The organism is Pedobacter sp. UC225_65 (assembly GCF_042698365.1).
Taxonomy (GTDB): Bacteria; Bacteroidota; Bacteroidia; order Sphingobacteriales; family Sphingobacteriaceae; genus Pedobacter.
The window spans coordinates 205,291-220,276 of record NZ_CP170550.1 but is presented as its reverse complement, the minus strand read 5'-3'; the positions used below and the strand labels follow the sequence as shown (position 1 = coordinate 220,276).

General features: G+C 39.5%; 12 protein-coding genes and 1 pseudogene. 6 read left to right on the top strand and 7 right to left on the bottom strand.

Translation table 11 applies throughout. The features are described from left to right. Positions 1 to 2 precede the first annotated feature (2 nt). From ACFJIZ_RS01095 to ACFJIZ_RS01080, 4 genes are all read right to left on the bottom strand, one after another. Positions 3 to 1,658: a M28 family metallopeptidase gene (locus ACFJIZ_RS01095; protein WP_379089872.1), complete on the bottom strand. Its 1,656-nt coding sequence runs from the start codon at positions 1,656 to 1,658 to the stop codon at positions 3 to 5. A 131-nt stretch (positions 1,659 to 1,789) separates the two neighbouring features. Further along, positions 1,790 to 3,028, bottom strand: coding sequence for an MFS transporter (locus ACFJIZ_RS01090; protein WP_379089870.1), 1,239 nt, complete (start codon positions 3,026 to 3,028; stop codon positions 1,790 to 1,792). A 300-nt stretch (positions 3,029 to 3,328) separates the two neighbouring features. Beyond that, on the bottom strand, positions 3,329 to 5,638 hold the full coding sequence (locus tag ACFJIZ_RS01085) for a DPP IV N-terminal domain-containing protein (RefSeq protein ID WP_379089868.1): 2,310 nt from the start codon (positions 5,636 to 5,638) through the stop codon (positions 3,329 to 3,331). A 2-nt stretch (positions 5,639 to 5,640) separates the two neighbouring features. Continuing rightward, complete coding sequence (locus tag ACFJIZ_RS01080) at positions 5,641 to 5,832, bottom strand: hypothetical protein (protein ID WP_379089866.1); 192 nt, start codon at positions 5,830 to 5,832, stop codon at positions 5,641 to 5,643. Positions 5,833 to 6,400: 568 nt separating this feature from the next. On the opposite strand from ACFJIZ_RS01080, the gene ACFJIZ_RS01075 reads away from it, so the two are divergent. From ACFJIZ_RS01075 to ACFJIZ_RS01065, 3 genes are read left to right on the top strand one after another with little or no spacing between them, the layout of a single operon-like run. Beyond that, a complete protein-coding gene (locus ACFJIZ_RS01075; RefSeq protein WP_379089864.1) occupies positions 6,401 to 7,282 on the top strand; it encodes a polysaccharide deacetylase family protein in 882 nt (293 codons plus the stop codon). 18 nt (positions 7,283 to 7,300) lie between these two features. Continuing rightward, positions 7,301 to 8,155, top strand: coding sequence for a polysaccharide deacetylase family protein (locus ACFJIZ_RS01070; protein WP_379089862.1), 855 nt, complete (start codon positions 7,301 to 7,303; stop codon positions 8,153 to 8,155). Next, positions 8,155 to 9,525, top strand: coding sequence for a M1 family aminopeptidase (locus tag ACFJIZ_RS01065; RefSeq protein WP_379089860.1), 1,371 nt, complete (start codon positions 8,155 to 8,157; stop codon positions 9,523 to 9,525). Before ACFJIZ_RS01070 ends, ACFJIZ_RS01065 begins: the two co-directional genes overlap by 1 nt. Positions 9,526 to 9,545: 20 nt before the next feature. On the opposite strand, the gene ACFJIZ_RS01060 is transcribed toward ACFJIZ_RS01065, so the two are convergent. The 3 genes from ACFJIZ_RS01060 to ACFJIZ_RS01050 form a co-directional block, all read right to left on the bottom strand. Then, the gene (locus tag ACFJIZ_RS01060; RefSeq protein WP_379089858.1) at positions 9,546 to 9,998 is read right to left on the bottom strand and encodes a 3-oxoacyl-ACP synthase; all 453 of its coding nucleotides are present in this window, start codon (positions 9,996 to 9,998) and stop codon (positions 9,546 to 9,548) included. Positions 9,999 to 10,108: 110 nt separating this feature from the next. Then, complete coding sequence (locus tag ACFJIZ_RS01055; protein ID WP_379089856.1) at positions 10,109 to 10,687, bottom strand: nitroreductase; 579 nt, start codon at positions 10,685 to 10,687, stop codon at positions 10,109 to 10,111. A gap of 232 nt (positions 10,688 to 10,919) precedes the next feature. After that, on the bottom strand, positions 10,920 to 11,480 hold the full coding sequence (locus tag ACFJIZ_RS01050; RefSeq protein ID WP_379089854.1) for a hypothetical protein: 561 nt from the start codon (positions 11,478 to 11,480) through the stop codon (positions 10,920 to 10,922). 487 nt (positions 11,481 to 11,967) lie between these two features. Here ACFJIZ_RS01050 and ACFJIZ_RS01045 point away from each other — a divergent pair. From ACFJIZ_RS01045 to ACFJIZ_RS01035, 3 genes and pseudogenes are all read left to right on the top strand, one after another. After that, positions 11,968 to 13,591: pseudogene (locus ACFJIZ_RS01045) on the top strand (ABC-F family ATP-binding cassette domain-containing protein). 114 nt (positions 13,592 to 13,705) lie between these two features. Beyond that, complete coding sequence (locus ACFJIZ_RS01040) at positions 13,706 to 14,368, top strand: hypothetical protein (RefSeq protein ID WP_379089852.1); 663 nt, start codon at positions 13,706 to 13,708, stop codon at positions 14,366 to 14,368. Between the two features lie 134 nt (positions 14,369 to 14,502). Beyond that, on the top strand, positions 14,503 to 14,892 hold the full coding sequence (locus ACFJIZ_RS01035; RefSeq protein WP_379089850.1) for a MerC domain-containing protein: 390 nt from the start codon (positions 14,503 to 14,505) through the stop codon (positions 14,890 to 14,892). Positions 14,893 to 14,986: the final 94 nt, after the last annotated feature.

The window sequence follows — 14,986 nt, the reverse complement described above, 5'->3', positions numbered from 1 at the left end:
ACTTATTTCATACTTTTTTCTCTAATGGCCTTAAATTCCGATCCGGCTTTCCAACCTGGAAAAGTAGTTTCGTTACTCAATTGATAACCTACATCAAACAACAGACGTAAGTCTTCAACCATTCCAGAAAAGTTCCATTTGGCAGGTTCAAAGTTGTCGGCAGGCGCATGGTAACGGTTTTTGGTATATTCTTCTTTTTGGGCTACACCCCAAGCTTTGCCATGTTCAACATTGTCATCGCCCGTTTCAGTATACAAGGCAGGTATACCTACTTTTGCAAAATTAAAATGGTCTGACCTAAAGTAAAAACCTGCAGATGGGTTGGTGTCTTTTACCACTACCCTACCTTGTTTTTTCGCTGCTGCAATGAGGTAGTCTTCCAATTCCGATTGTCCGTAACCCACAGCAATGATGTCTTTGGTTTTGCCACTGGCCTGCATGGCATCGATGTTGATATTGGCCACTGTTTTGTTAACAGGCACCAAAGGATGTGCACCATAATATTCAGAGCCCAACAATCCTTGTTCTTCACCCGTTAAAGCAATAAACATGATGGAGCGTTCTGGTTGTTTTTTGGCTTTTTTAAAGGCATCTGCAAGTGCCAATAAAGCTGCAGTTCCTGTAGCATTGTCAACTGCACCATTATAGATCGAATCTCCGTTGATGGCTTCTCCCTTACCTAAATGGTCCCAGTGGCCCGAATAGATGATATATTCGTCTGCTCTTTTGGTACCTGGTAAAACAGCTACTACGTTGTTAGAAACAGATTTTTTAATGGTATTGTTAATGGTCAACGATAGTTTAAGTCCCAAATCAACTGATTTAAAACCTGGTTTCATGGCCTGCTTCATCAAGTCTTCAGCTTTGCCAGCCAGTTTAAACATTGCCTTGGCCATATCTTGGGTAATCCACCCCTCCATTAATGCCCGCGAGCTATTGTTATCGGCAGCTGCCAAATAGAGTTTAGATTTAGACCAACCGCTTCTTACCACTGCCCAAGGATAACTTGCCGCAGGAGTATCATGGATAATGATTACACCAGTTGCACCCTGACGGGCAGCTTCTTCAAACTTATAAGTCCAACGACCATAATAGGTCATGGTTTTGCCTTTAAACAAAGTAGAATCTGCAAAACCTGGATCGTTTACCATTACCACTACGGTTTTGCCTTTTACATCCAGACCTTCGTAATCGTTCCATTTATATTCTGGGGCCACAATGCCATAACCCGCAAAAACCATTTCTGAGTTCTCTACTTTAACTTGGTCTTTTACATGTCTGGTTGCCGCAACAAAATCGTCAAGGTATCTTAAAGATAAACTACCACTTGCACCTTTAATGGCCATATTGGCTGCAGGTGTCGATTTGATATCAACCATGGGTACTTCTTGGAAGAAACTTTGGCCATTACCCGGTTTGAGGCCCATTTTTTCAAATTCTCCTTTAAGGTAGTTAATGGTCTTGGTTTCGCCATTGGTAAAAGGTTTACGACCTTCAAAATCATCAGAAGCCAAAACGGCAATGTGTTTGGCTAAAGTGGTATCATTTATTGCCTTTAATGCTGTTGAATCGCTAGACGAATCTGCCCCATTTTTATTGGATTGACATGCGGCTAGGCTCAATGCGCCCAGTCCCAATATTAATAAATGTTTTTTCATGTCTAAAAATAAACTATTTAAGGGAAAATAGGTAATCATTTAAACGACCAATTCATCGATCCGTGTTCCCACCAGCCGAAATTTAACTTTTGTCTTGGTTCGTGGGGACATGAACCAAGTGGGATAAAACTTTATTTCTTTTCGTTTTTGATGTTAGGCAAGAAACCCGTAATCAAACCGATCAATGGTAAAAATGCACAGATGTTAAATACATGTTTAATGCTGGTGGCATCGGCCAGTTTGCCCAGCAAGGCAGAACCAATGCCCCCCATGCCAAAGGCAAAACCAAAAAACAATCCAGCAACCAAACCAACTTTACCCGGTATAAGCTCTTGGGCATATACCAAAATAGCTGAAAATGCCGAAGCCAGAATCATCCCGATAGGTACAATCAGTACGCCAGTCCAGAACAAGTTGGCATGGGGCAGCAACAACGCAAAGGGAGCTGTGCCTAAAATAGAACCCCATATTACATATTTTCTACCGATCCTATCGCCTATTGGTCCACCTACCAAGGTACCAGCCGCAACAGAAAATAAAAACACGAATAAGTATACTTGTGATGTTTGTACGGAAACGTTAAACTTTTCTATAAGGTAGAAGGTAAAATAACTACTCAAGCTAGCCATGTAAAAATATTTAGAGAAGATCAGTACCAATAAGATCGCAATGGCAAAAACTACCTTTTGCTTAGAAAGATAATTTTCTACCCCTTGTGCCTTAACCTTGGTGCGTTCTTTTAACTGCACCAGGTAACCTTTGTACCAATTGCCCACAATGGTTAAGATCAAGATGGCCAATAAAGCGATCAACGAAAACCAAGCTACACTAAACTGGCCATAAGGCACAATGATCCATGCGGCCAATAAAGGGCCTAAAGAACTACCTGCATTACCGCCCAACTGAAAAACAGATTGTGCCAAACCACGTTTACCCCCAGAGGCCGCATGTGCCATTCTCGAAGCTTCAGGATGGAAGATGGAAGAACCTGTACCAATAAGGGCAACAGCCAATAGCATGGTATAGAAATTGGTAGAGAGCGACAAAGTGACCAGACCGATCAACGTAAAGCCCATACCCATGGCTAAGGAGTAAGGTTGAGGTTTTTTATCGGTATACAAACCCACAAAAGGCTGAAAAAGTGAGGCCGCCATTTGAAAGGTTAAGGTAATGAGCCCAATTTGGGAAAAACTCAAATGATAACTGGTTTTAATTACTGGATAAATAGCAGGAATTAAAGACTGTATGGTATCATTTAAAAGGTGCGAGAAGCTTAAGGCAAAAAGGATAGGAAAAACGGTTTGTTCGGCTATTTTTTTTGGTGTAGAAGTATCTATCATAACTATGTATTGAGCTACAAATTTAAACATTAAATAAAGGTTAACTAAAAGTTTATGATTTAAATGCGGTATAAACCTACTTCAACTTGGCATCAACTAACAAAGGTTAATCTTCAATTGAAATCAAAGTTCGTCAACCGTAGCTGAACCTCTTTACATACAAAAGGCCTCCTATTGGAGGCCTTTTGTATGATTATAGTTTTTCTGATGCATCAGTTGATTTAAAATACTGTCAGACTGAGCTTGTCGAAGTCCTATATAAAAGCTTTTTCAAAACATCCTTCGACGGGCTCAGGATGACAATGTAAAAAAGCGCTGGACCATCAACAACTATTGCTTTCGTTCAATTTCGCGGTCCATTTCAACAATGTTCACCTGTGAAGATCCTGAGAAATCTCCCAATAGGTAATTGTTGAAATAATCGGCTAAACGCCAGAACATGTATTCTGTCATATCACCAAAACCATGGCGTTGACCAGGAACAATCATGTAATCAAATCTTTTTCCGGCTTTGATCAAAGCATTGGCAACCCTAATTGAATTGGCAGGGTTTACGTTGTTGTCAATATCACCATGCATCAACAATAAATGCCCTTTCAGGTTTTTGGCCAGATCAGGGTTTTTATCAATTGCATATTTAAAAGTTGTATCGCCTTTGGCCGAAACAATCTCTTTTACACCATGGTGTTTTTCGCTCCACCAACGGTTATAGATGCTGTTATCGTGGTTACCAGCAGCAGATACAGCCACTTTAAAGAAATCTGGGTAAACCAATAAAGCTGCTGTAGACATAAAACCACCACCAGAGTGGCCAGTAATACCTACCCTATCGGCATCAATAAATGGATATCGATCAGCCAATTGCTCAATCGCTGCCTTTTTATCGGCCAAACCATAGTCACGTAGGTTTCCATAACCATAAGTATGGTACCACTTAGAACGTGCAGGGTGTCCACCTCTGTTACCTACCGTGATAACAATATAACCCAATTGTGCCAAACGGTCCATTCTATCCATGCTTCTTCCAAAAGCTTTGTTAACCGCTTCTGTTTGTGGACCTGGATATACATACTCGATCATCGGATATTTTTTGTTAGGATCAAAGTTAAATGGCTTGTACATTACGCCATAGATATCAGTGATACCGTCGTCTGCTTTTACCTTAAACGGTTCTGGGAACTTGTAACCTGTAGCCATCAATAAAGACAGGTCCGCAGTTTCAAGGTCCATTACCTTGTTACCTAAATTATCTAACAACACCGACTTAGGTACGGTATTTACCCTAGAAAAATTGTTGATCACAAATTGGGCCTCATCATTCATGTTTACGGCGTGGTCAAAATCTCCACTGTTCAACAATTTCATACCCGTACCATCAAAGTTGATGCGGTACAAGTGCAGATAATAAGGGTCTTCTTTAGCTTCTCTACCATTGGCCGTAAAATAAAGCACACGATTTTTTTGGTCTATGTTTACAATGCCTTCACAGTGGAATGCACCAGAAGTGATCTGGTTCTTCAATTTTCCATTGCCATCAAACAAGTAAAAATGGCCCCAACCATCGCGCTCACTCCAATGGATCATCTCTTTACCTCCATTTACCAATCCTGGGCGTTGCACCTCCACATAGGTATTGAAACGCTCATCGATCAATTGGGTTACTGCACCCGTTTGGATATTGATGGTACAGATATCGATACGTTTCAAATCTCTACTGGTACGCGCAAAATAGAACTTCTCATTATCGCCCAACCAGATCGATGGCCTAAATTCGTTATCTCTATCCTTTACCAACGATTCTTTGCCCCAAGTAGAAATACTTTGGTCTTTAAATGCGGTAGTGTTAATGGTTTTATAGGTTTTTGCAGCAAAGTTGAACAATACAAATTCGTCAATAGGCGATTCTTTTTCACCTGGCATCTGATATTTATAGGTTTCTAACGTTGGTCTACCTGGGCTTACGCTGTTGATTACCCACAAATCTTTTACTTTACGGGAATCTGTTCTATCCAACACAAAGTATTTCGAATCTGGCGACCACAATACATAGGCTCCTCTTCTTTTTTTATTGTTCTTGATGTTGTCTTCATTGTTTTCGCCATCGCCATCACTGCCGTACGAATAGAATTTAACACCATCCTTGGTCAATTGATGCTCAACAATGGTACTATCTTCATCGTTTTTAACCGCTTTTAGGTAATTGGCTTTATCCATCCAATACAGGTTATAGTTACGAGAGAAGATCACAGCCGACGAATCTGGTGCAACGGAGCCCCATGATGGTTTGGCCTTAGGTTTTTCGTAGTTTTTAACTTCTGTTAATTTATTTGAAGCCAGTTCGTAATTAAAGAAGAAGATTTTTTTCTGCATAGAATCTGCAGCCTTTTTGTCTTTTCTGTCTTTTTTAACCTCTTCTATCGTACTTCTGATCTCGAAATTGATGCTTTTTTCATCTTTCGCAAATTTCAGGTTCTCGATCGGCAGGTGTTGTGCATCAAAAGGATCACGGATCACCAATGTAATTTCTGCGGCCAATTTCTCTGGGTCAAAAAGTGGTCTTTTGCTTTTCAACACTGGATCTACAATGTACCATTGTTTACCTGCAGGGGTTTCAAATTGGTACCAGAACCTATTGGTCAACTTTAACCAATGTGGTCTACAGCAGTAGAATAAATGATTTTTCTGAGCTTGCTTGGCGAAAAACGTGCGGCAGCTTGATAGTTTGCCTTTTCGGGAGCTTGCGTTGTTTCGGTTAATGAGATGGTTTTTGTTTGCGATAAAGCGTTAAAACCAATTAACGAAACAAAAAACAACAGGATGTAAAGTTTCTTCATTGATAATTTTTGTATGGTTAATAAAACGCCTAATTTATTTAAAATGTGGGGTTAATAATTGTTTTAATTGTAATAAAAAAGATAGGAAATTTTGCACTCCAGCTTTATGCTTTGAACAGGCTAAAAAACTTGTTCAATGCTACTACCTCTTGTAAGACGGGACTACCCCAATTGAAGAACCACAGGTTATGTTTCCAAATAACTAGAGTGGCAAAAATCTATTTTATACTTAAGAAATACCTGTATGGATTGAAAAATGGAAGATCAGTAGCCCTTGGCCAAAACAGTCCTGCTTTCCGCTTTACTCCGCCAAAGGCTCCGTGTTCACTCCAATCAGGTTTAATTTACTAACGATAATGCAGCTAGGACGGGTGCATATTCAAAAAAGCCACTGTCTTTTGTAGGCTAAACCGATGGCAGCGGCAAGCAGGCGGGACTACCTCAACCGAAAAACCACTGGTACTGCTTTCCTGAGATAAGTTATTAAACTGTTCTAATTTTATCAACAAATTAAAAATTATGGCATATATCTACCCCCTTTTTATAGTTTTGTAGTAAATATCACACCATGAAGAAGAATTTCTTATCACTTATAGCAGCTGCCCTGATTTTAACAGCTGGTTGCCAATCTAAATCACAATCTGCAACAGATGCAGCAACTACAGACAGTACAGGTAAAGTTGTGGCAAACAACGAAACGCCCGAACAAAAGGTAGATGTAAGTGGTATCAAGGTTGCCGATGCCAAAACTATTTTAGACCGTAAACAAGTGCCAATCTTATGTTACCACCAAGTACGTAACTGGAAACCTACAGATGGTAAGGTGGGCAAAGACTATATTGTAGAGATACAGAACTTTAAAGACCAGATCAAGATGTTGGCCGATAGTGGTTACCATACCATTTTACCAGACCAATTGTATGCTTACCTAAATACAGGTGCCAAACTGCCATCGAAACCAATTATGTTGACTTTTGATGATACCGACCTTGACCAGTTTACAGTGGTTAACCCCACTTTAAAAAAGTATGGTTACAAGGCCGTATATTTTATCATGACGGTATCTATTGGCAAAAAAGGAAAATTTGTTGATTACATGTCTGCAGACCAGATCAAACAACTATCTGACGAGGGCAATGTAATCGGTAGCCATACCTACGACCATAAGAACTTTAAAAAATATGCTGGCAAAGACTGGGAAGAACAGTTAGACAAACCAACCAAACGTTTGGAAGAGATCACTGGTAAAAAAATGACCGAGTTTGCTTATCCATTTGGGCTTTGGAATGCTGAAGGAATCCCTGAACTTAAAAAACGTGGTTTCAGAATGGCCTACCAATTGTCTACCAAACGTGACGAGAAAGATCCATTATTTACGATCAGAAGAATTATTGCAAGTGGATATTGGAGTCCGAAAACATTGAGCAACAGCATTAAAAATAGTTTTTAGTCTCTTGCACATCATGTTATGAAACTGAAATTGTCATTTGCGTTATTGATGTCTTTGGCCTTACGCGCCTGTAGTTCGTCTGCAGTAAAAGAGCAGGGCAATAATGCACCCACTACGAATAGCACCAAGACGGATACTTTAAATAGAACCAAACCTGCTGATGCCCAAACGATATTGGCACGTCAACAGGTTCCTGTGCTTTGTTACCATCAGATCAGAGACTGGCAAGCTGGCGATTCGAAAAGGGCACACGACGATATCATTTCGCCTGCAAACTTTAAGGCACATGTAAAAATGCTTGCCGATAGTGGCTACACTTCTATTTTGCCAGATCAATTGTATGATTATTTGGTTTACGGTAAGGAACTGCCCAAAAAGCCGATCATGTTTACTTTTGATGATACAGACCTGGATCAGTTTACCATTGCCGCTCCTACACTTAAGGCCCATGGTTTTAAAGCGGTCTATTTTATCATGACCGTTGCAATAGGTAAAAAAGGAAGGATCGCCTACATGAACAAAGCGCAGATCAAACAACTTTCTGATGAAGGCAATGTAATTGCCAGCCATACGTACGACCATAAAAACTTTGCCCAGTTTACTGCCGAAGACTGGGTTACCCAAATTGATAAACCTACCCAATTACTGGAAGAGATTACTGGTAAAAAAGTAGAATACTTTGCTTATCCTTATGGGGTGTCTAAAGCTTCTGAGCTACATAAGCTAAAAGAACATGGCTTTAAAGCAGCCTTTATCCTCTCTACCAAAAGGGATGAGCATTATCCCTTATACACCATCCGACGTATTATAGACCCGGGTACTTATACCGCAAAAAACCTGATGCATAGCATTAAAAAAAGTTTCCAGAACTAATGAAGATCAAAAAAATGCTATTCGCATTGGTGTTGTTGAGCAACACGATGACTGTTTGGGCCCAAGTGCCCCATCTAAGTGGTAAGGTAGAAATCAAAATGGCAACGGGGCAGATCACCTGCGATTTTGTATTAAGCAACATCCCCGACATGGGCAACGACTATCAAATTTTATTGAATAAGGGTTTTAACATCAAAGCCATTACAGATGCCGAAGGTAGAACCTTAAGGTACGATGGTTTTTACAATGGAAAGATGAAGGGCGAAGGTTTAACCTACACCCCAAAGGTAAAGGATAGCGTATACCGCAATCCAAAACAACTGCACATCACTTATACAGGGGCTTTTCCAATCTATAACAACTCTTTTAATTTTATAGATTTTAAGGGTCTGATCGCTTTTAATGGTGAAACTTTAAGGGCTACCGACCAATCTAAATGGTATCCAGTGCTTTATGATGTAAAGAACGACCGCCAGATCGAACAACCCACTTACGACATTACGGTCAGTACCAATGCAGAAGCTACCATTTTTGTGAATGGCGATCTGCCTAAACATGGTCCTATTGCCCGTTTCACGTCTAAGATACCAGTAGCACCGATGTTATTTGTTGGTAAATATGCTACCCAGCAAACTGCAAGTGCCTTGTTTTTAAACACCAACATGAACAAAAAACAATTGGAGGTATTTGAGCAGAACATTGCCGAAATGAAAAAATACTATCATAAAGTATTGGGCATACCTTATCAAACTAAAAACGTGTTTATCGAACATAAGGCAGTAGAGCAGTTTAACAATGGCCGAAGCTGGGGTTTTGTAACCTTCCCGACCATTGCTTTTGCTGGTATAAGAATGGGCACCATGATCGATGAAAAGCAGAGCAAGTTTAAAGATTCTACCGACTATCCTTTTATTGCCCACGAAATTGCCCATTATTATTTTGGCAATGTGTTACAGCCAAATGCTACCTTAATGTGGTTTTTCTTAGAATCTACGGCAGAGTACCTATCTGTTAAAGCAAGTGAAGAAAAGTTTGGCAAAAGCTTCGGGGCTAATTATTTCAAAGCGGCCACACAAAATCTCAAAAACTATAAAGTTATTCCCCTACCTGCAATTAAAGACATGAACCAGGTTGACGGAAACTATCGCTATAAATATGGCCCCCTATTGTTAAGAGGTATGGAACAGTTGATCGGCGAAAAAAGAACCTTCGATTTTCTAAAAAGCTGTTTGGCCGATACTAAAGGGCTTACAGATTATGCTTTTTTCAAAAGGAATGCCTTAAAATCGGGCATTACCGAGCAAGAATGGGCTGCTTACGAAAAGGACTACCTGCTTTCTGAAAATGTAACGGCGTTGATTCGTTATTAGTTGTTAGACGGTGTATAGGCTTAAGCTACTTCTTTGATCTGGTATTTTTTACCATTAAAATCGAACTGGTTGCCTTTTTGTTTACCCAACAATAGCTTTCCTATAGGCGAAACTGCAGAAATGGCAAAGATCACGTCATTACCCAAATGCAATTGGCCTGCACTGATGCTTAAATAGAAGTTACCTTGGTCGGTATATACCAAACTGCCGTTTCTGGCGGTTTCCGAATAAGGTGTATCTTTGATAGAAGTCAACACTTTTTGATTTTCCTCGGCATCAATCAGCAGGCGCTTGTTACGATCAATATCCTGTTGCATCATTTCCCTACTGGTTTCATATTTATCGCCCGCACTGCTTTTCGTGTCATCGTTACTGGCTTCACGAGCCTGTTTCAAAGCAGTTTCGGCGGTTTGGATTCGCTCTTCAATAAAATTTAGGCAAAGTTGGTATAAAGAAGATTTTATTTCTTGCATAGGTGTTTGGTTAATCAATTAAATATATCAAAATTTAAACAGCAATGCTACGCATCAAGCTGTTAATTTTTCAATTATTTAACCGTTAATTAATAAAGATAAGTTGATTGTTAGTGCTCAAGCCATTTTACTTTATCGGCAATTGGTGTCCTGTTGGCTTCACGGGGTTCTTCTTCATGGTAGCCCATATAGAAAAGACCAAAACACTTTTCGTTTGCCGCAAGACCCAAGAACTCGCCAAGGTCATCAATTAAAGGTGGCGAGCTCCAATATGCCCCTACATTTAGGGCTTCGGCAGTTAGGGCCATGTTCTGTACTGCACAGGCAACCGCAGCGATTTCTTCCCAATTGGGTAATTTATCTGGATGGAATTGGATATTTACGGCCAAGATACAATCCGCCTGGGCAGTTTTTTGGGCAAAACTATCAAACTTCTTCTGCATAAATTTCTCTGCAGGAACAGTTGCCGTATACAACTGACCCAAAGTTTGGCCCAATCTGATCTTTGCTTCTTTTCTGATCACCACAAAACGCCAAGGTTGCGTTAATTTATGTGTTGGCGCATAATTGGCACTCTCTAAGATCTGCTCAATAACTGTTGTAGGAATTTCTTTTTGGATATAGCTGGTAGGAAAAATACTTCTTCTTCCTTTGATCATCTTTGTTAATGTTTCAATGGCTGTACTCATGTGGTAAAAGTAATTAAAAGTTAAAAGACCAATGCGTATGGCCGAAGCGAAAATCCTATAAATCAAAATATTTTACTTTTTGATGGCTAGGTATTGGTTCATTGGTCATTGGTTCATTAGTTCATTGGTTCATTAGTTCATTGGTTCATTAGCTAAAAACCGTCAACTAAAAACTATTAACCGAAAACTGTCAACTAAAAACTGAAAACTGCCAACTAAAAACTGAGAACTATCAACCAAGAACCTTCAACTGCTTCCTGATCTTTTTTACTTTCGAATAAAACCCTATGCTTTCCTTATCTACTAGAAAATCCATGGTTTCTAGGAGTTCGTCTTTGATCCAATCGTGCTTGACGCTCAAATTGGCCAATACATTTAAACAGTGCGATTTAATGGCTACAGGTATTTGATCATTGATCAGCCAACCGAATACAGTGGCTACAATTTCGGTAGTTTCGTAATTGTCGATTATATTTTTGATGGCCGTAGGTGCTCTTTTGCTCGTCATCAAAGCTAGGATCTTGCTGTAATGTCTACAGCACGAAAGGTTTTGCTGTGCGATAAATCGATTCAGAAAATAAGTAGCATAAGGCAGAAAGCGGTGAAAATGCTGTTCATAGATATTCTCTAGGATCCAAGCGGCCCTAAAAGCGATTTTTTCGTCTTGATGAAAAGTAAGGTCGACCAGCTCCTTAACCGAAAAACCTTCTTCTGCTGCCACATAGGTCAATAGCGTAACCTTTGTTTTGGTTAAAGTAGTTTTAATGGCCTCAATTAGCATTTCCCTTTCCATCTGCTAAAAATAATAATTTTTGTTGATGAACTTAACCACATGGATGTATGGTTTTTCACCATCTTAATTACACCTCAGCTCAATGTTTAAGTGTTCAAAGTGGTAAACCTTTTAAAACTTGACTACATAGAAACGTAGGGCACTTAGTTTAAAAGTCTATCTATGTGGTCTATGTACCTATGTGGTTTAAACCCAAAGCCTATTAACCTAAGCAAATTAGGCACATGATTTTTTTCACCACCTTAGTAACCTTGGTTACACCTCAGCCAAATGCCTTAGTTGCCTTAGCTGGTGGAATTTTAGCACCTAACTTTGTACGCTAAACCTGATTGGAGCGGGCACGAAGCCGAGGAACGAAGGCAAAGTAAAGCAAAAAGCAGGACTACTTTTGCCAAGAGAAACTGCCGCTGTTTTTCAAAAACCTTTTTCCTTCGTCCTTTCAACCCTCAACCTTTTTAACTACCTTTGCACTTTATTTTTCAGCAATATGATTTCAGTTTCTAACCTATCCCTGCGTTACGGCAAACGTACTCTTTTTGAAGATGTTAACCTTAAATTTACACATGGCAACTGCTACGGTGTAATTGGTGCCAATGGTGCAGGTAAATCTACTTTCCTTAAAATCTTATCAGGCGATGTTTCGCAGACCAGCGGAACTGTGGCATTTACACCTGGCGAACGCATGGCGGTTTTAAAACAGAACCACTATGAATTTGATGAGTTTTCGGTAATTGAGACCGTAATGATGGGCCATAAGGAACTGTACGACATCATGAAGGAAAAAGATGCCATCTACATGAAAGAGGATTTCTCTGAAAAAGATGGCGAACGTGCAGGCGAACTGGAAAACCTTTTTGCAGAAATGGACGGTTGGAACATGGAAAGCAACGCTGCTACCATGTTGAGCAACTTGGGCATTAAAGAAGACCTACACTATAAATTACTAAAAGAAATAGATGGTAACCAAAAAGTACGTGTATTATTGGCACAAGCTTTATTTGGCAACCCAGATATCTTATTACTGGATGAGCCTACCAACGACTTGGACATTGACACCATTGCTTGGCTAGAAAACTTCTTGGCCGATTATCAGAACATTGTATTGGTGGTAAGTCACGATAGGCACTTTTTGGATGCCGTTTGTACACACATTGTAGATATCGATTTCAGTAAAATGAACATCTACACCGGTAACTATACTTTCTGGTACGAATCAAGTCAGTTGGCGTTAAAACAACGTAGCGACCAGAACAAGAAACTGGAAGAAAAAGTGAAAGAGTTACAGGAGTTTATCCGCAGGTTTAGTGCAAATGCTTCTAAATCTAAACAGGCTACCTCACGTAAAAAAGCTTTAGATAAGATCGATATTTCTGAGAATCAAGGCCTCAAGTCGTAAATATCCAGCGATCATGTTCAACAACTTAGGACGTGAAGCCGGCGACCAGATCTTACAGGTAGAGAAACTATCAAAAACTGCAAATGGCGAAGTGATGTTCAAAGACATCACCTTTATGGTAAACAAAGGTGATAAGATCGCTGTACTTTCGCAAAACAGTTTGGCTACTTCTGCATTTTACGATGTTTTGAGTGGCAATGATACTGATTACACGGGCGAATTTAAGTTTGGGGTAACCATTAGCGTTGCCGACCTGCCTAACGACAACTCTAAATACTTTGCAGGAAAAGACGAGAACCTGGTAGATTGGTTACGTGAATATTCTGGTACTGATGCTGACGAACAGTTTGTAAGAAGCTTTTTGGGCCGAATGCTTTTCTCTGGAGAAGAAGTGCTTAAAAACGTTAAAGTTCTTTCTGGAGGTGAAAAAATGCGTTGCATGTTCTCTAGAATGATGTTACAACAAGCCAACATGTTGTTGTTTGATGAGCCAACCAACCACTTGGACTTGGAATCGATCACCGCATTGAACAACGGCCTAAAAGATTTTAAGGGAGCCATCTTATTTACATCCCGAGATCATGCCTTAACAGAAACCGTAGCCAACAGGGTGATAGAGATTACGCCAAAAGGGGTAATTGATAAATTGATGACCTACGACGAATACATCAACAGTGAAGATGTAGCCAAACTTCGAGAAGAAATGTATAAATAAACAAAAGCAACCCTTTTAGCCAAACTAAAAGGGTTTTTTATTGGGATTGATTTTTTGGTTATTTTTCCACTTTTTACATATTATTGTAATCAGAAACCTATCCAAACAAACCTGATGAAAACCATCTTGATTTTATGCATATCCATTTTATGCAACTTAAGTGCTCATGCTCAAAAAAGTGATTCTACCCATACCCATTATCGGTTAATCCGCGGCGGCTTTGTAGAACACGCTACAGAACTTAAATCAAAAAAAGGGGTAAAGAACGGCGAAGCACGCATACAGAATGGAAAGAAGATCGTGGCCAAAGGTTTATATAAAGATGGAGAGCGGATAGGCAGATGGCAATTCTTTAAGGAGGGCGATACTTTAGAGCAGATCTACAATTACAGTATCAAAAGGATGGAGTATAACTTGCCACATGAAAAGATCAGGTTTGAAATCGATTCTTTAAAAGAAGGCGACAGGATTGTTTATCCTGCAAAAATTGGCGGCACCAATTATGCATTGATGTACCTATTAAAGCAATACATCATGCCATATCAGTTACAAAACAGCAATGGAGAATATCTACTGTCCTTTATTTTTAATATCGATCGCAATGGCAGGCTTGTTAAATATGAAATCAAGGTTGGTAACAATAAAATCAATAAACTACAGCAAGTTGACCTTAAAAAATTAAAACCCGAAGACTTTGAGTTTACAGCGGCAAAGTTAAACGGGCGCAATGTGGAGAGTACCCTAATCTTTGAAACAAAATTTACTATAGATAGGTAATAACGCCAAACAGCACTGTAAAGGCCCTGATGAAAAAACCGTTACAAGTGCTGTTGTACTTAACTAAATAATGAAGTTCAAATATAAATAAACTTTTTTATTAAATGCAACTAAATTGCATTTATATTTGTGACATGAAAATTTTATCACATTCACAAATTGATCGGCTCGGTATTACTGCAGCCGTTGCCTGCGCTGTACACTGTGCCGCTCTACCCTTGATCATTACCTCATTACCATTACTGGGGCTCGAGTTTTTAGCCAATATCTGGGTAGAAATTACCATGATCTGTATTTCTGTCTTTTTGGGCTGTTATTCTTTAAGCCGATCTTACCCTAAACACAAAAACTTAATGCCCATATTTGTGCTTTTAAGTGGTTTTGCAATTATAGCTATTGGTCATTTTTGGTTAGAAGACCTTGAAAGTTTTCTGATTCCTATCGGAGGATTGGTATTGGCGTTGGCCCATATGATCAACTGGCGTTTGATGAAATCGTGCCACCACAACCATAGCCAAAACTAATAAATATAACGGAGTAGCAAATCCTTTACACTAAATTTAATGCAATTCAATTGCATATCCTAAATTTGTAACAGCTAATGATGAGAAAGAAATT

Coding starts and splice junctions, on each gene's coding strand:
- ACFJIZ_RS01095 (WP_379089872.1), bottom strand. CDS start 1,658: ATGAAAAAACATTTATTAATATTGGGACTGGGCGCATTGAGCCTAGCC.
- ACFJIZ_RS01090 (WP_379089870.1), bottom strand. CDS start 3,028: ATGTTTAAATTTGTAGCTCAATACATAGTTATGATAGATACTTCTACA.
- ACFJIZ_RS01080 (WP_379089866.1), bottom strand. CDS start 5,832: ATGAAGAAACTTTACATCCTGTTGTTTTTTGTTTCGTTAATTGGTTTT.
- ACFJIZ_RS01075 (WP_379089864.1), top strand. CDS start 6,401: ATGAAGAAGAATTTCTTATCACTTATAGCAGCTGCCCTGATTTTAACA.
- ACFJIZ_RS01070 (WP_379089862.1), top strand. CDS start 7,301: ATGAAACTGAAATTGTCATTTGCGTTATTGATGTCTTTGGCCTTACGC.
- ACFJIZ_RS01065 (WP_379089860.1), top strand. CDS start 8,155: ATGAAGATCAAAAAAATGCTATTCGCATTGGTGTTGTTGAGCAACACG.
- ACFJIZ_RS01060 (WP_379089858.1), bottom strand. CDS start 9,998: ATGCAAGAAATAAAATCTTCTTTATACCAACTTTGCCTAAATTTTATT.
- ACFJIZ_RS01055 (WP_379089856.1), bottom strand. CDS start 10,687: ATGAGTACAGCCATTGAAACATTAACAAAGATGATCAAAGGAAGAAGA.
- ACFJIZ_RS01050 (WP_379089854.1), bottom strand. CDS start 11,480: ATGGAAAGGGAAATGCTAATTGAGGCCATTAAAACTACTTTAACCAAA.
- ACFJIZ_RS01040 (WP_379089852.1), top strand. CDS start 13,706: ATGAAAACCATCTTGATTTTATGCATATCCATTTTATGCAACTTAAGT.
- ACFJIZ_RS01035 (WP_379089850.1), top strand. CDS start 14,503: ATGAAAATTTTATCACATTCACAAATTGATCGGCTCGGTATTACTGCA.